Here is a 19,500-nt window from a genome sequence, read left to right on the forward strand (position 1 = left end):
ATTTGCGTATAATATAAGGGATATGTCCAAGCGTCGGGATATGAGAACTCCGACGCTTGTTTTGTGGTGATTCAGCTGTCTTAGCTTTATAGAATAAGCAAACAGAGACGAAAGGATATGGAGAAAACCCATGCATGAAAGAAAACAAATCCGCAACATTGCGATTATTGCTCACGTAGACCACGGCAAAACGACGCTTGTCGACAAACTGCTTCAACAGTCCGGTATTTACCGGGAACATGAATCCGTCCAGGAACGCGCGATGGATTCCAATGATCTGGAACGCGAACGCGGAATTACCATTCTGGCCAAAAATACCGCGATCACTTATAAAGATTATTTGATTAACATTGTGGATACTCCGGGACACGCCGACTTTGGCGGCGAAGTGGAACGGATTATGAAGATGGTAGACGGCGTGCTGTTGGTCGTCGATGCTTACGAAGGCTGCATGCCGCAGACCAAATTCGTACTTCGTAAAGCGCTTGAACATCAGTTGACCCCGATTGTCGTCGTTAATAAGATTGACCGCCCTGCAGCCCGCCCTGCGGAAGTAATTGATGAAGTACTCGATCTGTTCATCGAGCTTGAAGCGAACGATGAACAGCTTGAATTCCCCGTTGTATATGCATCCGCTTTGAACGGAACCTCCAGTTTGAACCCTGAAAAACAGGATGAGAACATGCTGGCTCTTTACGAAACGATCATCGACCATATCCCGGCTCCTACGGAGAACGTGGAAGAACCGCTCCAATTTCTCGTCACTTTGATGGACTATAATGAATATCTGGGCCGAATTGCGATTGGCCGTGTCAATCGTGGCGTGATTCGCCAAGGTCAACCCGTTGCGGTTATGACACGCGACGGCGGTAAGAAATCAGCCCGCATCGAGAAGCTGTTTGGCTTCCAAGGGCTGAAACGCGTTGAAATTGAAGAAGCCGGAGCCGGCGATATCGTGGCGATCGCAGGGATTAAAGATATCAATATCGGAGAGACCATTGCCGATCCGAATCAACCGGAAGCTTTGCCTGTTCTGAAAATCGACGAACCGACGCTGCAAATGACCTTCCTGGTTAATAACAGTCCGTTTGCCGGACGCGAAGGAAAATGGGTAACCTCCCGTAAACTTCGCGAGCGGTTGCTTAAAGAACTGGAAACCGACGTTTCTCTGCGCGTCGACGAAACCGATAGCCCGGATGCGTTTATCGTTTCGGGACGCGGTGAGCTGCATCTCGGTATCCTGATCGAGAATATGCGCCGCGAAGGTTATGAGCTCCAAGTGTCGAAGCCGGAAGTTATCGTCAAAGAAATTGACGGCATGAAGATGGAGCCGGTGGAACGGTTGCTGATCGATGTGCCTGAAGAGAGCATGGGCTCCGTAATGGAAAGCCTTGGCTCGCGTAAAGCGGAAATGGTCAATATGATCAACAATGGTAATGGACAGGTTCGCCTGGAATTCCTGATTCCGGCTCGCGGTCTGATCGGTTACAGCACTCACTTCCTGACATTGACTCGCGGCTACGGCGTTATGAACCATGCGTTCGATAGCTATGGACCGCTTATTGGCGGCCAGGTCGGCGGACGTCATGAGGGCGTGCTTGTTTCGAGCGAAAACGGCGTTTCCACTCTGTACGGAATTTTGTCCATCGAAGATCGCGGTATCCTGTTCTTGGAGCCGGGAGCTGAGATCTATGAGGGAATGATCGTCGGAGAGCATACTCGCGACAACGATATCGTCGTCAATATCTGCAAAGAAAAGCAATTGACGAACGTTCGCTCGGCGACCAAAGACGATACGGTTAAGATGAAAACGCCTCGGCTCTTCTCGCTGGAGCAGGCGCTTGAATATTTGAATGATGACGAGTATTGCGAAATTACTCCGAAATCGGTTCGTCTCCGTAAGAAGATCTTGAACAAGAGCGAACGCGAACGTGCCGAAAAACATCGCAAAAATGCGGAAGCCAATCTATAATAATTACTAACGATATTGAAGGAGGGACCCGTCTTGCAGGCTTGGTTTGCGCAAAATCCGGTAATATCCTACATTCTAATTTATGTGCTTGTGATTTTCGTGTACAACAAAGTGTTCCGTACCCAACAGAAGCTCCCGCTTCTGAAGGAGATTATCCTTTACCTGCTTATGGCGATCGGTTCTTTCCTTCTGCTTATTTTTCAGATCGATAAGCTGCCGATTATTCAATGTCTTCTCGTAGCCGTGGTTTTGATGCTGATGGTGCGAATCCGTTATTTTGTAGAAGGACGTCGGAGCCGGAAGGACAAGTCCGCTTCCGAGCCGTCCGCCTTGAATAAGCAGGACTAGTCCTGCTGTCCGTGGAGGCTGTAACTAATCGCGGTCTCTATTCGTTATTATTCATGCGGCTTAATACAGACGAAATTAGGTGTTAGATTTCATGAGTTCTAATCGCAGCGGTTTGCCTCCTCGGGGGCAGAACCAAAGAGTAACTTCCAAAGGTAAGAGTCCGAAGAAAAGAAAAAAATCCGGCGGAAAAACCTTTCTGAAGGTTCTGTTGAGCATTATGATTTTAGCGGTTGTCGGCGTTGGAGCCTATATTGGTTTCCTTTGGCTGACAGTCGATAAGGTAATTGACGATACAGGGACTTCAGCTAATGTGGCTCCCGAGAAATCGGCTAAGGTAAAGCCGCTCACCATGCTGCTGCTCGGTACGGATTATCGGCCGAAAACAGGAACCCATCTGAGCGACGTGATGATGGTAATTTCCATGAATCCTGATACAAAATCGGCTACCGTCGTTTCCTTGCCTCGGGATACCCGATTTGAAATGGACGGCTACAAGACGAATAAGCTAAACGCCTTCTATCCGAATTTCCTGGCAGCCGAGAAGAAGTCGGGCATCTCCGCCGAACAGGAAATGAAAACGATGATGGGCAAATATTTCGGCTTGACCATCGATTATGTAACGGTTCTGAACTTTCAAGGTTTCCGCGACATCGTTGACTCGCTTGGCGGCGTCGACGTAAACGTAGATGCTAACATGTGCTATCGGGACAGTGCCGATGGAACCGATATTAACTTGAAGGCGGGACCGCAGCATCTGAACGGTGAGGATGCGCTCGGCTTTGTCCGTTACCGGAAGTCGAATTGTGATCCTAGGACAAAGGCATCGGACGACTTTGACCGTAACCGCCGGCAGAACGAAGTGCTGCACGCTCTGATCGATCAGGCGAAATCGTTGAACGGGGTGCTTGGCGCTGGCAAGGTCATCGAATCGGTCGGCAAAAATATGGAGACCGATCTGGAATCCAAGCAGATGAAAAATATGATTTCTACTTACTGGAACATCTCCAAGGAAAATGTCGATTTCGTGCCGGTAACCGGACAATGGAAGAGCCCTTATGTTTATGTGGATGATGACGAGCTGGAACAGGCCAAGCAGGCGCTGAAGAATGAGCTTGCCGGGACGAAAACGCCGCCGTCGGCCGGGGAACCCGACGAACAAGCAGGCAATTGACGATTGAATGCAAGTTTTTGGCCATGGTATAATACAATTAGTTATACGGTTTGTTTTAATTATGAAGAATCTAATGACGATTAGCACTACAGGAGGGCTGGCATATGTCCGAACTCGTAACCCAATTGTCTGAACCGTTATACGCTGCATTCCAGTCCGAAACATTTGTTTTGCTGAGTACGGTGGACGAAGAATCCGGGGGACCGACTTCCAGTGCAATTTCCTGGATTTACGCCCTGGACCATTCCACGCTGCGTTTTACCCTCGATCACCGGTCGAGATTGGTCCGAAACATCAAGGCCCATCCGAGAATTACGGTTACCGTGTTTGGCGAGGAGACGATTTATGCGATCAACGGTAAAGCTGAGGTCGTTCAAGACCCGCTTGATGGGGTTCATTTCAAAATGTGCTGCTTCGACATGAAGATTGACGCGGTCCGCAATGCGCTGTTTTATGGAGCGCAGCTTGCCTCCGCGCCGTCCTATGCCAAAGTATATGATCATCGTGCGGCGGAACTCTTGGACAACCAAGTGTTTGCTGCCATGAAAAAAGCCTAGCGAATTTTTCGCTGGGCTTTTTCTTTTGGGACATCCCATTTCGAGTTATCTGCCTGGGGCCATTTGCATCTCTTTGGTTCCGCGGTTCTTGGTACGGTTGTCGCCTTGCTGACCGCCGGTTCTATCATTAATGGTTCCATTGCTGCGGATTCCGTCGTTGACATTGCCGGTCCCGTTATTCTGAACCTTAGGCGCATTGTCCCTCGGACGGGTATCACCCGGCATCTGCGGCACGATTCGACCGATAATGTCGGCCAGCTCGGTTGCAAACCCGCCGATCGGATTGCCGTTCGCTATTTTATCGCCGATTTCGGCAATCCGCTGGTTCAGATCGATATCGGCGGTCACAATAGCGCCAGCACCTTGGGGATCCTTACGGAGCGCCTCGGCTACCGTATATTTGATGTTTCCTACTCGGGCGCGTTCCAGTTTTGAATCGACATCGATGCCAACAACCGCAGTTCTACCCATGACGACGCAATGAGCGCCTTTTACGCCAGGTACCCTTTTTACTAGTTCTTCCAAATGGTTTTGTCTTTCTGTCGCCGACAGCGCCCTGGTACCTGTACCATCTGTCATATTCCTGTTCCCGTCGTTTGTGCTTTGAGCACGGGGACCGTTGTTAGTTTGATTCTGAGGAGAGGGTGATGCCTTTTCAGTTGCCGTACCGCAGCTAGTAAGCAGAAAAATCGTCAATAACAAACACAGCCATATTCGCATGAACTGCCACCGTCCTTTCAGTAGGGATCTTGTAGTAAACTATACTTTTTAACATTTCCCGGACGGGGGAAAGTATGTATGTGAATTAGAGGCTGCAAGATGTTCGGTGGAGGGGATATTCGTGAAAAAAATCTTTGTGCTCGATACCAATGTTTTGCTGCATGATCCGAATGCAATATTTGCTTTTGACGAGCATGAGGTAGTCATACCGGCGGTAGTCCTGGAAGAAATCGACTCCAAGAAGCGGAATGCGGAAGAAATTGGCCGCAATGCGCGCAGGGTATCCCGGCTTCTGGATGGACTTCGTGAAATCGGTCATTTGCATGACGGAGTTCTGCTGGAAAGCGGGGGGAGGCTGAAGGTGGAACTGAACCACCGCAGTTTTCTCAAGGTACAGGAGATGTTCGGCGAGATTACGAACGATAACCGGATATTGGCCGTGGCGCTCAACTATCATCTGGAACAGCAAGATAATAATGAACCGCGTCCTGTCGTACTGGTCAGCAAGGATGTGCTTGTCCGGATCAAAGCCGATGTTTTGGGCTTGAACGCCCAGGATTATTTGTCCGACCGCACAGCCGGCCCGTCGGATTTATACTCCGGATACTCTACCCTTAAAGTGCATCCTTCCGTTATCGATGAATTTTATTCATACCGTTATTTACCGATAAAACCGCTGGGACTTTCCTATAATCTCTATCCGCATGAGTTTGTTATTTTAAAAGATGAAATGGGCACCGGAAAATCGGCGCTACTGCGTGTTAATTGGGATGCTTCCAAACTTGAGCCGCTATATTTAAGCAATGATTCCGTTTGGGGGATCAGCGCCCGCAATGCCCAGCAGAGGATGGCGCTGGAATTGCTGTTGAACGATGAGATTCCGCTCGTAACCATAACAGGTAAAGCGGGGACCGGGAAAACATTGTTGGCGCTGGCCGCCGGTTTAATGAAAGTGGAAGATGACCATAAATATAAAAAGCTTCTAATCGCACGCCCGGTCGTTCCGATGGGCAAGGACATCGGTTATTTGCCGGGTGAGAAGGATGAAAAGCTCCGCCCCTGGATGCAGCCGATCTATGATAATCTCGAGTATTTATTCGATACGAAGAAGTCCGGCGATATCGAGAAAATTTTGATGGGGCTGGGAAGCATACAGGTTGAGGCGCTGACTTACATCCGCGGGCGCTCGATTCCCGGGCAGTTCATTATTGTGGACGAAGCGCAAAATTTGACCCGGCATGAAGTGAAGACGATCGTCTCCCGGGTAGGTGAGGGAAGCAAAATCATTTTAATGGGAGACCCTGAGCAAATCGACCATCCTTATCTCGATTCGGCCAGCAATGGCTTGACCTACCTGGTGGAAAGGTTTAAGGAACAGGGAATCAGCGGCCACATTACTTTGGAAAAAGGGGAGCGTTCCAAGCTGGCCCAACTGGCTGCGGACCTGCTCTAGCCATTGACATAAGAGACCGCTGTTACAATGCCGAAGCGAAAGCTTCGGCATTTTTTACCGTGACGTCATTTTTGTAATGATTTGTAAGGACAATCTCCGAGGAGATTTGTTACAATAGGGGGTAACAAGCGGAGAGGAAGAACCGGTGTGAAGCGAAAAAACCATTGGGTGCTTTTTGCCATCCTTTTACTCGCCTTGATCAATTTGTCGCCAAGCGAAACATCGACCCTGATGAGATCTGAGGACCAAGGAGAAACGGAGCCGATAACGCCGCAAAGCCTGGAAACGGAGAATGACCCAGGCTCTATTTCGGTTGCGGTTCAATTGAATGAATCCGATTTTTTGCGTCTACAACAGCTGAATCAGCAGGTGGTGGATGAATATCATATTGAAGTTGAGCTGAGAAATCTTCCGGCCGGAAAGGATTATTCGGCTATTCGGCAGGAATTGGAACTGGGAGATTCTCCGGATGTTCTCCTGCTGAACAATACATGGATCCGGAGATTTGCTTCCGGCGGCTACTTGCTTCCGACCGAAAGTTATTATTCGGGTTCTTTGACCGGCGAAGTGTTAAGCGCTTCCTTAACACAAAATGAGTGGAATGGTTATGTATGGGCGGTTCCGATGGATGCCGATCCTTACGTATGGGTGTATCATCCCGGTAAGCTAAAAGAGGCCGGGCTGGAATTTCCCGCATCGGGGAGCGATTGGGGAGCGCTGCTAAGCGCTTATAAGAAACATCCTTCATCCCCTTATTTGTTCGCATTGGATTTTAACGACCCTTATGCTGTGATGTCGTTCATGTGGCAGCTGACGGGACAACGCGGTTCAACGGATGAGACATCCTTGTTCAAGCCCACCGAGGAGCTGGAAGCGGTAGTTCAGCAACTGGATACGATGAAGCCTTTCTTGACGACTCTAGGAGCACCGGGGGAAGAAGAAACGTGGAATAAACTGTTCAACGGAGAAGCGGCCTTTGCCTTGGTAAGGTGGAGCGATGCTAAGCGGCACCAGCATCCGAATCTCAAAATCGTCTACCCGGACCAGGAATCACCTGCAGGCGGAGCATGGGTAGGAGGAAGAAGTTACACCGTCTCGGCGCGATCGGGTAATAAAGAAGCGGCCGGTCTGTGGATTACAGCAATGACAACCCAGCTTCAGCAGCGTCAGTGGTTTGACTTAACGGGATATTTGCCAGTGTTAAAAACGATGTACTATCAAGCGTCCCGCAATGGACTTCCTGCCTGGATCCCGGCTTCATTCGTAAATGGAAAGGGAACTCCGCTGCCCGTGGGGGCCGGAATTCCCTTGCTAATGGAGAAATATGGCGCATTGTCCTCATCTTTTTTATACGGGGAGCTCAGTTATAAATCCTACTTAAGTGAATTAGAGTCCTTATAAGTTCGTTATTCTCATAAAACAATTTTTAGTTTCACAATCAGGGTTCCCTCTCGGATGTCCGCTTCGGTGGCTTCGACGAAGGGAACTATTTTTTTGGGATAAAATCCGAGATCGAAATCTTCCTCAAGCTCGGCTCTTGTCGTATCCGGCAGTTCCAGGCCGTTAAACAGCAGCCGGTCCACATGGAAGATGATACAATTTTGCGGTTCGTTTTCAACGGTATAATGGCCCTCCACCACTAATTCAAGACCTTCCCTCCGACCTTGTGCAATAATGCGCCCGTCTTCAAAGACAAAGGACATGTTCTTTAACAGCTCATTTTTTGAGCGGAGAAAATCGTTCAAGTCTGCTTCCTTGACCGTCAGCGTATAGCCGTTCTTACCGGAAGAGAGACTGTCTTTATGGTCTTTTAAAAAGTCAGGAAAATCGGACATCGCCGTCGCCAGCGCCCGGAAATGGCGGCGGATTTCATACAATCCGACGTTTTCCCAGTAAGTGGTCAGCTCTTGGATCATTGCTTTCATTTTCTCGGGATCGCTACTTGCGCTTAGCGAACCGTCCAGGCTTTCCTGCAGAAGGGCGACGCGGTCCCGCTGCTGGAGCAAGGCGGTCTTCATTTGATCAAGGTCGGACGATAACTGATCCAGCTTGCGTTTCGTTTTCGCCAAACCCGCATATTCCTTTTTGTAGGCATCCATAATATATCGGTCTCGTTCAACGATCAATTGATAATAGTCGAGCATCGTAAAAAAGTCCTTCAGGCTGTCCGCGGACAACAGCGCCGATAGCAGGGTTTCCCGCTCCCCCATATAGTAAGCGGCAATTCGCTTGCCGGCTTGATCCCGGCTTCCGCGGATTTGCTCGTTCTTGTCCGCAAGCTGCAGTTCAAGCTGCTGAATCGATTGCTCGGTTTCCTTCTGTTGCGTCTCGATCCGGACAATTTCCCGGTCAATCTCCACAATCGACAAGCTCTTCTCCAGAACCTTCAACTCCTCGTCCGACATCGGGGCAGCCGTAGTTTGCATCGGCAGCAAGAGGGTGACGGTAAGAGATATCGAGAGGAACAAAGAAGAGATTCTTCTGTTAATTATTTCATCCACGCTCCCCCAATTGGATTCCATCCATATATATGATACCAGTAAACCAAATATCAGTAAGTCATTTTATTCCTATCGAACTAAAAATGAAAAAAGGCGGTCCGGTGTTGGCCGGATCGCCTTTAATCGGTTTGGAACAGAGGGGATTACAGCGGCATTCCCATCTGAAAGATTGTCCAATAGCTGAAGCCTGTAAAGGCGACAATCATATAACCCCAGAAGAGCAAAATGTACGTTCTTTCCGTAAATTTCAGATAACCGAACAGTACGAAAAAGGCGGTTTGCACGAAGAACAGCAAAGCCATTTCAATCAGGTTGCCGGCGAAAGCCATAAGTCCGATGGCTAATGTGAAAAAGCCAAGAACGCGGAACATGCGATCCAAGAGAAAATCCCCCTTTCCTATGTATACACGTCTACCGATTTCTATACCTCATTATACCCGTTACCCCAACATGTGTAAACGAAAAGTCATAATATTTAGCAAGATGTAGCTCGTGCTGTGACATATATTATTGCCTGTCATTCCGAATTAATGAATGGAAATTCGGATTTTTTTGAAACAGGTATGGAGGCGCTTTAAATTGGAAATACATTTTAGTATCAAATAGATTCTATGAACTCTATGAGAGGCATAGAAATGGAGTAAGAAGCTTTTTACCAGCGAGCCTGCCGGAACTGCCGGTCGGAAGACGGTTATATTAGGATGTCGTTAGGAGGTTTTTATAGCATGACAGCAGTGAGACAAGATGCGTGGAGTGCGGAAGATGATTTGATTTTGGCGGAAGTGACTCTGCGCCATATTCGGGAAGGCAGTACCCAATTAACCGCCTTTGAGGAAGTTGGGGAACGTATCGGAAGAACGGCAGCAGCTTGCGGTTTCCGGTGGAACAGTTGCGTTCGCAAAAAATATGAAGCGGCGATTGGCATTGCCAAGGCCCAAAGGCAAAAACGGAGTTACATGAAGAAGCAGGGGAGCCTTGCGGGCAATCCGGCGATTTCATCGCTGGCCCCGGTTGAGCTGGACGAAGTGAACTACAGAAGCGAGGGCGTTACGGAAGAGACGATTTCTATCGATGCGGTGATCCGCTTTTTACGCGGCTGGAAAAGTACGATTCAGGATACGAGCCGGCACGTGAAATCTCTTGAGAAAGAGTTGAGGGATAAAGAAGAGCAGCTTGCCAGACTCCGCGAGGAGAATCAGCATCTGTCAGCCCAAGTAAATGAAGTACAGACCGACTACAGGGTAGTGAATGACGATTATAAGGCATTAATCCAAATTATGGATCGCGCCCGCCGGTTGGCCTTTCTAAATGAGGAAGACGAAGAAGCGAAAACGAGATTTAAGATGGATGCGAATGGAAATTTGGAACGAATCGAATAGTAAATAATGAAGCAAAAAGAATGCAATAAGGAATCAAGATTACAAAAGCGAATCCTGCCGAAACGGCAGGATTTTATTATTTTCAGGGCTGTTTTGTGTTAGAAGGTCTGGTATAAAGAAAGTAGGAAACTACACAAGATCATTCAATTAAGTTCATCTTATATAGCTATAGCTCGGCGGAAAGGAAGAAGAACATGAAAATCGAGGTTATCGGTTCGGGCGCACTGGGCATGTTGTTCGGAGGATTGCTGGCCGCATCCGGCGACGAGGTCGCTTTTTGGACAAGAACAGTTGAACAAGCGGCGACGCTTCGTGAGCGCGGCATTGTAGTGAAAGGACAAGACGATTCAGAGCTGCACATAGCGCCGAAAATTTTTACAGCCAGCCCTATAACAGAAGCGACTGAAAATACAAGGCAGGATACACCGGATTGGATTTTGCTAACCGTGAAGCAGCGGCATATTGATGCGAGTCTGTTAAGCGGCATGAAGGCTAGAATGGGAAACAATACGAAAATCGCCTGCTTTCAGAACGGAGTCGGACATATAGAGAAGATTAAGACCTCATTTGGAGGGAATTCCGTCTATGCGGTAATCACTACCGAAGGGGCAAAAAGAGAGGAAGGATCCGTAGTAATCCGTGCGGGGCACGGTGCGACCCGAATCGGAATTACGGGTTATTCCAGGTTTGCAAACCTTGCAAAATCAGGTTCGGAAAAGAATGAAACGAGTAAAAAAGCAGGGGAAAGTTTAGTGAATCGGCTTGAAAAGGCAGGATTTGAATCATTTTTGTCGAATGACATCGATAAAGAGATTTACAGGAAGTTATTAATTAATGCTGTTATAAATCCTCTGACGGCCCTATTGCGAATCCCCAACGGCGAATTGCTGGAAGGTGAGGATCGAGCGGAGCTGATCCGCCAGCTTTGCGAAGAGGGCATCCGTGTTTACCAAGCCTGCAGCATCCCATATGATTCCGATATGAACGCCATTATCGCCGATGTTTGCCGTTCTACTTCCACCAATACTTCTTCGATGTTAAAGGATGTTCTCGAGGGGTTGCCTACTGAAGTCGACTACATTAATGGACATCTTGTGGAAATGGCCCGCTCGGTAAATTTACAAGTTCCAGGACATGAAACCCTCTGGCGGTTGATCAGGGCGCTGCCCACATGAAGTGCCGTAACAATTTTTGAAAGCCCGGAAGGCAATTAAATTCTCTGAGGAGGTGGAGCTTTGGGTATTTTGCTCACGTCTATCTTCGTTCTCTCTGTGATGCCGATCATTCCTTTTATAATTGTGTATTTCATTACCTACTATTTAAAGAAAGACAAGAAAGCGGCCGTGAAGCTTGCTATGGATGTGACAACGTTGTTTCTGATTTTGTCCGTTTCCGCCTTGTTTAACATTGTTTTCGCTTCAAAGTTCGGATTCTATCTCATTTTGCTTGTTTTGCTGATCGCCGTCGGACTGATCGGAGGAGCGCAAAACCGGATGAAGGGCAAAGTGGATATGCGAAGACTGCTTAGGGCAGTTTGGAGGCTGACGTTTGCCGGAACCGGAATCGCCTATATTTTGCTTTTTCTCATTAGCTTCATTACATATGTTTCAGCAGCTTAGATTCTGCTAAAGAGAAATCTGGAATTACATAAAATAAATGACATCATAGGTTAATTGTTAAGAAAATAAAAAGTCAATATTGTAGAAAGGACTATTTTGTTAAGAAATAGTCCTTTTTATTAACCACTGATTAAATTTCAGAAAATTTATGTTGGATTTTTTTGACCGCTGGTTGTATAATCTAAAAACATATACCACAAATTTTAAGGGGGACACTGCAAGATGAAGAAGAGTAAAAGTCTTTTGCTGCTTTTGACACTAGTTCTTGCGGTTGGTACGCTGCTTGCGGCATGCGGATCGAACGACAAGAACAATGGTGCCTCAAACAGCGGCGAGAATGCTGCAAACAGCGGTGAAGAGAAATTGGCCGCGGATCAGACGCTTAGAATCAACCTGAGTGCGGAGCCGCCTACATTTGATCCTGCGCAAGCGCAAGACAGCCAAGCCAACACCGTTCTTAAGCTGATGTATGAAGGACTTGTACGCATCGATGCCGATGGCAAAGAAGCTCCAGGCGTAGCTGAATCCTGGGATGTCGACGGAACGAAATACACGTTTCACTTGCGGAAAGATGCAAAATGGAGCAACGGTGATCCTGTAACAGCCAATGATTTTGTATTTGCTTGGGAACGTGTGCTTAGCCCGAATACTCAACCGGCGGCACCTTACGCTTATCAATTGTATTACATTAAAAATGGTCAAGAATATAATGAAGGAAAAATTACTGACTTCAGCCAGGTTGGAGTTAAAGCAACCGACGAGAATACGCTGGAAGTGGAATTGACGGCGCCTACGCCATATTTCCTTGGCTTGACAGCATTCTACACATTCTACCCGGTTCATTCCTCTGTAGCAGATGACGCTGCATGGGCAACGGATCCGGCTAAGATGATTGTAAATGGTCCTTTCACGCTTACAACTTGGACAAAAGGCCAAACCATCGAAGTGTCCAAGAGCGATAATTATTGGGATAAAGACAGCATTAAGCTGACAAAAGTAAATATGTCTCTGGTAGAAAGCGGCGCAACTGAGCTCACTAGTTACCGCAATGATGAATTGGATCGCGCAGGACACCCGAACGGCGAAATTCCAACTGATCAAATTCCGATCGTTCAAAAGGAACTTGCTGATGAATATAAAGTTAAAGGTATCGCAAGCACCTATTACTACCAATTTAATGCGAATGCTAAGCCGTTTGATAACGTGAAGATTCGTAAAGCGTTTTCGATGGCAGTAGATCGCCAAACTCTGGTAGATAAGGTAACCATGGGTGGTCAAATTCCAGCTTACGGTTACGTACCTCCTGGTATTCTTGGTGCCAGCGGAGAAGAATTCCGCAAAGAGCATGATGACAAATCCTACTTCCAAGAAAATGTGGAAGAGGCTAAGAAATTGCTTGAAGAAGGAATGCAGGAAGAAGGATACACTAAACTTCCGGACATTACTTTAATTTACAATACAGGCGAAGGTCATAAGAAAATTGCAACTGCAATTTCTGATATGTGGAAAACCAACCTGGGCGTTGATGTGAAAATTGAAAACCAAGAATGGGGCGTTTTCCTGAAAAACCGTCAAAACTTGGATTATCAAATCGCACGCGGCGCTTGGTCAGCGGATTATAATGATCCTATGACGTTCATGGATATGTGGATGACAAACGGAGGCAACAATGACCTTGGTTATGCTAATGCCGAATACGATAAACTGATTAATGAAGCTAAAGCTTCTTCTGATGCCACTCAACGCGATACTAATTTTGCTAAGGCAGAAGAAATGTTTGTTAAGGATGATATGGCTTTGATGCCTATTTACTATTACACCAGCGTTTCCCTTGAGAAAACATATTTGAAGGGTGTAAATGTAGATTTCAGCGGAGCTGTTGATTACACTCATGCATACATTCTTGAACATTAATTGACAATTTGAACTTGAATTGAATAGTTGGTTCGGGATATATATGTGGGAACTCCATATATATCCCGTTTTTTATTGTAGATTGATCTTCCAAGTTTTACGGACTTATACAGATATATCGAATAGACAAATGAAGCGGTTTACCCTAAAATCGATTTATGTCGAATTTTATAAGAGGAGGTGCTAACGGGTATGGCACGTTATATTGCAAACAAATTGTTCTACACACTCATCTCGCTGTTTATATTAATTTCCGCCACCTTCTTTCTTATGAAAGCAATACCGGGTGATCCATTCATGTCGGAAAAAAAAGTCCCACCAGCGATTCAAGAGCGTCTTTATGAGCAATACGGATTGAACAAACCCGTTTATGAACAATATTTCAAGTACTTAGGAGATATTGCGCAGGGTGACTTTGGGATTTCGATGAAAAAAATTAATCAGAACGTGACTGACATCATCAAGGATACTTTTGGCGCTTCGCTTAAACTTGGTTTGGTGTCTATTGTTGTCTCGGTAATCGTCGGGGTTGCCCTAGGTCTGCTTGCGGCCTTGTATCATCGTAAATTGATAGACAATGTAGCAATGGTACTCGCGGTATTGGGAATTGCGGTTCCGAGCTTTGTTGTCGCATCCTTGCTGCAGTTCGTATTCTCATCCAAATTGCATTGGTTCCCTACTATGGGATTCAAGGGGCCGATGTACTATTTCCTTCCTGTGGCCGCACTTTCGGCTCAGCCAATTGCCTTTATTGCTCGTCTTACCCGATCCAGCATGCTGGAAGTTCTGCATGCCGATTATATTAAAACTGCAAAAGCCAAAGGCTTGCGCTGGTATGCTATTTTATTTCGCCACGTAATCCGCAACGGGATATTGCCTGTTGTTACTTATCTGGGCCCTATGACTGCCAATATCGTTACAGGCTCGGTCGTGATTGAACAGATCTTTGGTATCGGCGGTATCGGTAAGCAGTTTGTACAGGCAATCACTGTACGGGACTACCCGGTCATCATGGGGATCACCATTTTTTATGGAGCTCTACTGATGATAGCTCGCTTAGTGACGGACATCGCATACGGATTTGTTGATCCGCGGATCAAGCTTACCGGAGGAAAGGGGGACTAGACGTTGGAAGCTAACCAATCTAGTGGAATATCGACTCCGGCGGATTTGAAGCCGGATGATTTTCGTAAAATCGGAACCGACGAGAAGCAGGCTGAGATTATTCAGCGGGAAAGCATTTCTTCCTGGCGTGATGCTTGGCAGCGGCTCTGTACCAATAAAATGGCGATAACCGCCTTAATTGTTTTGCTGTTTATCGTAATTGCTGCAATTGTAGGGCCTTATATAGCTAAATGGGTGTTTAATTACAATTATTATACAAATGATTTGCTTAACACCAATCAAAGACCTTCCGCAGAGCATTGGTTCGGAACTGACGATCTGGGTCGGGATATGTTTGTCCGAACTTGGATGGGGGCCCGAATCTCATTGATCGTCGGTTTGGCAGCTGCGATGATTGACCTCTTTATCGGCGTCATCTACGGTGGTGTTATGGGTTATTTCGGTGGTCGTGTAGATAGTATCATGAACAAATTCTCTGAAATTTTGTATGCAATTCCCTACTTACTGGTAACCATCCTGCTCCTCGTAGTTATGGAACCGAGTTTGCCTACCATAATTATCGCCCTGACGATCACGGGCTGGATTAATATGTCCTGGATTGTCCGCGGAGAAATAATGCAGCTTAAGAACCGCGAATTCGTGCTTGCTTCCCGTTCCATGGGCGCCGGATCCGGACGTCTTTTGTTCCGCCATTTGCTGCCGAATGCGGTAGGCCCAATTATCGTTACGGTTACCCTATCTGTACCTAACGCTATTTTTGCCGAAGCTTTTCTTAGCTTTTTAGGCCTTGGCGTACAGGCACCTGTCGCTTCGTTGGGTTCGATGATTAACGATGCGCTCACAGGGTGGCTGTATTATCCTTGGCGCATGTTGTTCCCGGCCATTGTCATCAGCTTGACGATGCTGGCATTTAACATTTTTGGCGACGGTCTTCGCGACGCGCTGGATCCTAAACTGAAGAAATAGGGGGTGGAATGATGGAACCGATTTTACAAATCAAAGATTTGCATGTCTCCTTCCAGGTGAAGGGCGGTGAAGTAAAAGCCGTTCGCGGCATGAACTTTGAAGTAGGTAAAGGGGAAACGGTTGCTATCGTCGGTGAATCCGGCAGCGGTAAGAGCGTAACGGCTCAAACGATTATGCGATTGATTCCGTCCCCTCCGTCACTCATCAAGCAAGGCGAAATCTTGTTTCAAGGACAGGATTTACTCAAAAAGAACAACAAACAAATGGAAGCTATTCGCGGTAAAGATATTGGCATGATATTCCAAGATCCGATGACTTCTTTGAACCCTACAATTAAAGTTGGTAAACAAATTACTGAAGTACTCATCAAACATCAGAAATTGTCAGCAGGCGAAGCAAAGAACCGGGCCATTGAAATGCTAAAAATGGTCGGCATCAAAAATGCCGAAGCCCGCTTTAACCAATACCCTCACGAATTTTCCGGCGGCATGCGGCAACGTGTAATGATCGCGATTGCACTGGCTTGCCGGCCTTCACTGCTGATTGCGGATGAACCGACTACTGCGCTCGACGTTACGATTCAGGCGCAAATTATGGATGTCATGAAAGAGATGCAGCAGCGTCTCGGCACCTCCATCATTTTGATTACGCATGACCTGGGCGTTGTAGCAGGCATGTGCGACCGGGTTATCGTTATGTACGCCGGTGAAGTGGTTGAAACCGGTACGAAATGGGAGATCTTTAAAAACCCACAGCATCCTTACACCAAAGGCTTGCTGAGATCGATGCCGCGGCTTGACCAGAAGAAGGGTGAACCGCTGATTCCGATCATCGGTACTCCGCCGGATTTGATCAAACCGCCGCTTGGCTGCCCGTTTGCGGCACGCTGCGATCAGGCCATGAAGATCTGCGAACGCATTGATCCGGGTGCGACTGTATTCAGCGACACGCATATGGCCCGTTGCTGGGATCTTCACCCGATGGCCAAGGAGGGACAGTCGTCATGAGTAAAAACCTGATCGAGGTTGAAGGCCTCAAAAAATATTTTAATGTCGGCGGCGGCAATGTACTTAAGGCCGTCAACGATATCAGCTTTTCGATCGCCGAAGGCGAAACGCTCGGTCTTGTGGGCGAATCCGGCTGCGGCAAGTCCACGGCAGGCCGGACGATTCTCCGGCTGTACGAGCCAACGGGCGGAAGCGTCCGCTTCAATGGCACGGACATCAATCAACTGTCGCCGCGCAAAATGAAAGCAATGCGCCGCGATATGCAGATGATTTTCCAAGATCCGTACGCATCGCTTAATCCGCGGTTTACGGTAACGGATATTATCGGCGAAGCGCTCGACATTCACGGCATGGCCGGATCGCGCGCGGAACGCAAGAAGCGGGTAGAAGAATTGCTCGATATGGTCGGACTTAATCCTGACCATGCAACTCGCTATCCGCATGAATTCTCCGGCGGCCAACGGCAGCGGATCGGGATTGCCCGGGCGCTTGCGGTAAATCCGAAGTTCATCATTTGCGACGAACCGATTTCCGCGCTCGACGTTTCGATTCAAGCGCAGGTCGTCAATCTGCTTAAGGATTTGCAGGATCGTCTCGGTCTGACCTACTTGTTCATCGCGCATGACTTGTCCATGGTCAAGCATATCAGTGACCGCGTTGCGGTTATGTACCTGGGACGAATCGTGGAGCTGGCTGAAAGTGAAGAACTGTATGCCAACCCGCTTCATCCTTATACCAAAACGCTGCTCTCGGCGATTCCGATTCCGGATCCTGAAGTGGAAGAGAACAAGAAGCGGATTCTGCTTGAAGATAACGGTAACGGCCCGATTCACTCGGCTAAAGACGGTTCTGCAGGCGGCGGCTTGTTCGATCTCGACAATTCGGAACTCGTCGAAGTATCCAAAGGCCACTGGGTATCGATGCCGAATAAAGGATAATTTTGTTCCGGCAAAGCTTAGGTTAAGATTAGAATGCAGCTCTCGCGCCGTTTTGCGGCGCGGGGGCTTTTTTCAATCCTGAAGTGCCGGGGTTAAGACTGTTGTTTGCTTAGCGATTTGGAGACGGTTATGCTATATTTTTAAGGTAGTCTAGCTTTGAGAGAAGACAGGAGGATCAGAACCTGATGAATATTGTTCAAGAGCCGCTGAAGGCCGGCCAACCGCTGGCGGAAGCACTCATTCAAGATTTTTCGAAAGTTAGCGGGCTTTATGAATATAATCCGGCCGAAGAGAAAAGCTGGAGCGACAGATTGGCATGGCTTGATCAAAGCGATCGGCTCCGCGTGGACCGGAAGGAGCTTGTAAACCAGCTCCGCGAATATAATTTGAAGCATAATCCGCATGATGCGGTTTCGGGTCATTTGGATCAGCTGGAGCGGCCGGGAACGGCAGTTATAGTCGGAGGGCAGCAAAGCGGGCTGTTTACCGGACCACTGCTGGTTATTTATAAAGCGATAACGATCATTAAAGCGGCCAAAGAAGCTTCAACGAAGCTGAATCGTCCGGTTGTTCCCGTGTTCTGGATCGCAGGGGAGGACCATGATTGGGATGAGGTCAATCACACGTACGTCTTGTCGCAGGACCTGCAGGTAACCCGGATCCGGATTGCTCAAGGACATGATCAGCGCCTACCGGTCAGCTGGACCGAGCTTGATGCCGAGGCTTGGGAGCAGGCGGCCGCCGAGCTGGAACAACTGCTTCCGCAGACCGAATTCAAATCGGGATTGATGGAACTGTATCGCGAAGCCGCGGCATCTTCGTCTACATTGACCGATTGCTTTGCCAAGCTGATGGGAAGCTGGTTCGGCAAATACGGGCTTATTCTGCTCGATTCAGCGGATCCCGGGCTGCGCCGGCTGGAAATTCCCGTGTTCGAAGAGATGATCGCCAGAAACGACGAACTGGAAGAGGCTTATCGCCATGCGGCGGATGACATACTCCAGCTTGGATTTTCTGCCCAAGCGGATGCGAGGGAACATGCGGCGAATCTGTTCTACATACATGAGGGAGAGCGTTTGCTTCTATTTAAACAAGACGGAAAATTTTGCGACCGGAAAGCTAAGGTAGCTCTGACTAAGGAAGAACTGCTGGAGGAGCTGCGCCAGCACCCTGACCGGTTCAGCAACAATGTGTTGACCCGGCCTTTAATGCAGGATTCGCTGCTGCCAGTGCTGGGCGCTGTGCTTGGATCCGGCGAAATCGCTTATTGGGGTTTGACCCGTCAGGCATTCCGGCGTTTGGATTTGCAGATGCCGATCCTGCTGCCACGCGAATCGTTTACAGTGCTGGAAGGAACGCTTCATAAGCACATGGATAAATATGCTCTTTCCTGGGAGGATGTTGCGGACCGGGATGTTTTTCAGGCTAAACGGGAAGCTTGGCTAGCCGGACAGGACGCTTTGAACTTAGGGGAGAGGTTCGGGGAAATCAAGTCGGCCTTTACCGGCATGTACGATCCTTTAATCGAACAGCTGGGCGGCATTCAAAACGGATTGACAAAGCTCGGAAACGCCAACCGGGATAAAATCATCGATCAGATTGAATATTTGTACGGCAAAGCGAAGGATGCACTGGAGAAAACGAATGAAGCGGGATTACGGCACTTTGACCGGATCGAGCTATCCCTGTTTCCGATGGGCAAACCGCAGGAGAGAGTCTATAACATTTTCTATTATATGAATCGTTACGGGGAAGCCTGGATTGACGGTTTGACCGGAATTCCTTATGATGTAACGGGAACGCACCGGATTATATATTTGTAGGAGGGTA

Annotated in this window: 18 protein-coding genes; 15 read left to right on the forward strand and 3 right to left on the reverse strand. The window is 47.9% G+C overall.

Annotated features, from left to right (window positions below):
- Positions 1 to 130: 130 nt before the first annotated feature.
- From typA to KJS57_RS03725, 4 genes are all read left to right on the forward strand, one after another.
- The gene (typA, locus tag KJS57_RS03710; RefSeq protein ID WP_211019820.1) at positions 131 to 1,972 is read left to right on the forward strand and encodes a translational GTPase TypA; all 1,842 of its coding nucleotides are present in this window, start codon (positions 131 to 133) and stop codon (positions 1,970 to 1,972) included.
- 33 nt (positions 1,973 to 2,005) lie between these two features.
- The gene (locus tag KJS57_RS03715) at positions 2,006 to 2,320 is read left to right on the forward strand and encodes a YlaH-like family protein (protein WP_213653831.1); all 315 of its coding nucleotides are present in this window, start codon (positions 2,006 to 2,008) and stop codon (positions 2,318 to 2,320) included.
- A 91-nt stretch (positions 2,321 to 2,411) separates the two neighbouring features.
- Positions 2,412 to 3,491 carry an LCP family protein gene (locus tag KJS57_RS03720; protein ID WP_213653832.1) on the forward strand — a complete coding sequence of 360 codons (1,080 nt, stop codon included), beginning with the start codon at positions 2,412 to 2,414 and terminating at the stop codon, positions 3,489 to 3,491.
- Between the two features lie 104 nt (positions 3,492 to 3,595).
- The gene (locus KJS57_RS03725) at positions 3,596 to 4,048 is read left to right on the forward strand and encodes a pyridoxamine 5'-phosphate oxidase family protein (RefSeq protein ID WP_213653833.1); all 453 of its coding nucleotides are present in this window, start codon (positions 3,596 to 3,598) and stop codon (positions 4,046 to 4,048) included.
- 45 nt (positions 4,049 to 4,093) lie between these two features.
- Here the strand turns inward: KJS57_RS03725 and KJS57_RS03730 are convergent, their stop codons facing one another.
- Positions 4,094 to 4,768, reverse strand: a complete 675-nt coding sequence (locus tag KJS57_RS03730; RefSeq protein ID WP_213653834.1) for a YhcN/YlaJ family sporulation lipoprotein — start codon at positions 4,766 to 4,768, stop codon at positions 4,094 to 4,096.
- A gap of 121 nt (positions 4,769 to 4,889) precedes the next feature.
- Between KJS57_RS03730 and KJS57_RS03735 the strand changes: the two genes are divergently transcribed.
- On the forward strand, positions 4,890 to 6,221 hold the full coding sequence (locus KJS57_RS03735; RefSeq protein WP_213653835.1) for a PhoH family protein: 1,332 nt from the start codon (positions 4,890 to 4,892) through the stop codon (positions 6,219 to 6,221).
- Positions 6,222 to 6,368: 147 nt separating this feature from the next.
- Entirely contained in the window at positions 6,369 to 7,622 is a 1,254-nt protein-coding gene (locus KJS57_RS03740) for an ABC transporter substrate-binding protein (protein WP_213653836.1), read from the forward strand.
- Between the two features lie 11 nt (positions 7,623 to 7,633).
- Here KJS57_RS03740 and KJS57_RS03745 read toward each other — a convergent pair whose 3' ends face one another.
- Positions 7,634 to 8,722 (reverse strand): coiled-coil domain-containing protein, encoded by a 1,089-nt coding sequence (locus tag KJS57_RS03745; RefSeq protein WP_244861387.1) that lies wholly within the window; start codon positions 8,720 to 8,722, stop codon positions 7,634 to 7,636.
- Between the two features lie 143 nt (positions 8,723 to 8,865).
- Positions 8,866 to 9,102: a DUF2626 family protein gene (locus tag KJS57_RS03750; RefSeq protein WP_211019813.1), complete on the reverse strand. Its 237-nt coding sequence runs from the start codon at positions 9,100 to 9,102 to the stop codon at positions 8,866 to 8,868.
- A gap of 345 nt (positions 9,103 to 9,447) precedes the next feature.
- Between KJS57_RS03750 and KJS57_RS03755 the strand changes: the two genes are divergently transcribed.
- From KJS57_RS03755 to bshC, 9 genes are all read left to right on the forward strand, one after another.
- Entirely contained in the window at positions 9,448 to 10,101 is a 654-nt protein-coding gene (locus KJS57_RS03755; RefSeq protein ID WP_213653837.1) for an RsfA family transcriptional regulator, read from the forward strand.
- A 194-nt stretch (positions 10,102 to 10,295) separates the two neighbouring features.
- Positions 10,296 to 11,276 carry a ketopantoate reductase family protein gene (locus tag KJS57_RS03760; RefSeq protein ID WP_213653838.1) on the forward strand — a complete coding sequence of 327 codons (981 nt, stop codon included), beginning with the start codon at positions 10,296 to 10,298 and terminating at the stop codon, positions 11,274 to 11,276.
- 60 nt (positions 11,277 to 11,336) lie between these two features.
- Positions 11,337 to 11,720 (forward strand): DUF3397 domain-containing protein, encoded by a 384-nt coding sequence (locus KJS57_RS03765; RefSeq protein ID WP_244861388.1) that lies wholly within the window; start codon positions 11,337 to 11,339, stop codon positions 11,718 to 11,720.
- A gap of 222 nt (positions 11,721 to 11,942) precedes the next feature.
- Complete coding sequence (locus KJS57_RS03770; protein ID WP_213653839.1) at positions 11,943 to 13,634, forward strand: peptide ABC transporter substrate-binding protein; 1,692 nt, start codon at positions 11,943 to 11,945, stop codon at positions 13,632 to 13,634.
- Positions 13,635 to 13,826: 192 nt separating this feature from the next.
- The gene (locus KJS57_RS03775) at positions 13,827 to 14,759 is read left to right on the forward strand and encodes an ABC transporter permease (protein WP_213653840.1); all 933 of its coding nucleotides are present in this window, start codon (positions 13,827 to 13,829) and stop codon (positions 14,757 to 14,759) included.
- A 3-nt stretch (positions 14,760 to 14,762) separates the two neighbouring features.
- Positions 14,763 to 15,725 (forward strand): ABC transporter permease, encoded by a 963-nt coding sequence (locus KJS57_RS03780; protein WP_213653841.1) that lies wholly within the window; start codon positions 14,763 to 14,765, stop codon positions 15,723 to 15,725.
- Positions 15,726 to 15,736: 11 nt separating this feature from the next.
- Entirely contained in the window at positions 15,737 to 16,732 is a 996-nt protein-coding gene (locus KJS57_RS03785; protein ID WP_213653842.1) for an ABC transporter ATP-binding protein, read from the forward strand.
- Positions 16,729 to 17,670 (forward strand): ABC transporter ATP-binding protein, encoded by a 942-nt coding sequence (locus KJS57_RS03790; RefSeq protein WP_211019806.1) that lies wholly within the window; start codon positions 16,729 to 16,731, stop codon positions 17,668 to 17,670. Before KJS57_RS03785 ends, KJS57_RS03790 begins: the two co-directional genes overlap by 4 nt.
- 185 nt (positions 17,671 to 17,855) lie before the next feature.
- On the forward strand, positions 17,856 to 19,493 hold the full coding sequence (bshC, locus tag KJS57_RS03795; protein ID WP_213653843.1) for a bacillithiol biosynthesis cysteine-adding enzyme BshC: 1,638 nt from the start codon (positions 17,856 to 17,858) through the stop codon (positions 19,491 to 19,493).
- Positions 19,494 to 19,500 lie beyond the last annotated feature (7 nt).

The organism is Paenibacillus vini, assembly GCF_018403325.1.
Taxonomy (GTDB): domain Bacteria; phylum Bacillota; class Bacilli; order Paenibacillales; family Paenibacillaceae; genus Fontibacillus; species Fontibacillus vini.

Coding starts and splice junctions, on each gene's coding strand:
- typA (WP_211019820.1), top strand. CDS start 131: ATGCATGAAAGAAAACAAATCCGCAACATTGCGATTATTGCTCACGTA.
- KJS57_RS03720 (WP_213653832.1), top strand. CDS start 2,412: ATGAGTTCTAATCGCAGCGGTTTGCCTCCTCGGGGGCAGAACCAAAGA.
- KJS57_RS03725 (WP_213653833.1), top strand. CDS start 3,596: ATGTCCGAACTCGTAACCCAATTGTCTGAACCGTTATACGCTGCATTC.
- KJS57_RS03730 (WP_213653834.1), bottom strand. CDS start 4,768: ATGCGAATATGGCTGTGTTTGTTATTGACGATTTTTCTGCTTACTAGC.
- KJS57_RS03755 (WP_213653837.1), top strand. CDS start 9,448: ATGACAGCAGTGAGACAAGATGCGTGGAGTGCGGAAGATGATTTGATT.
- KJS57_RS03760 (WP_213653838.1), top strand. CDS start 10,296: ATGAAAATCGAGGTTATCGGTTCGGGCGCACTGGGCATGTTGTTCGGA.
- KJS57_RS03770 (WP_213653839.1), top strand. CDS start 11,943: ATGAAGAAGAGTAAAAGTCTTTTGCTGCTTTTGACACTAGTTCTTGCG.
- KJS57_RS03775 (WP_213653840.1), top strand. CDS start 13,827: ATGGCACGTTATATTGCAAACAAATTGTTCTACACACTCATCTCGCTG.
- KJS57_RS03785 (WP_213653842.1), top strand. CDS start 15,737: ATGGAACCGATTTTACAAATCAAAGATTTGCATGTCTCCTTCCAGGTG.
- KJS57_RS03790 (WP_211019806.1), top strand. CDS start 16,729: ATGAGTAAAAACCTGATCGAGGTTGAAGGCCTCAAAAAATATTTTAAT.
- bshC (WP_213653843.1), top strand. CDS start 17,856: ATGAATATTGTTCAAGAGCCGCTGAAGGCCGGCCAACCGCTGGCGGAA.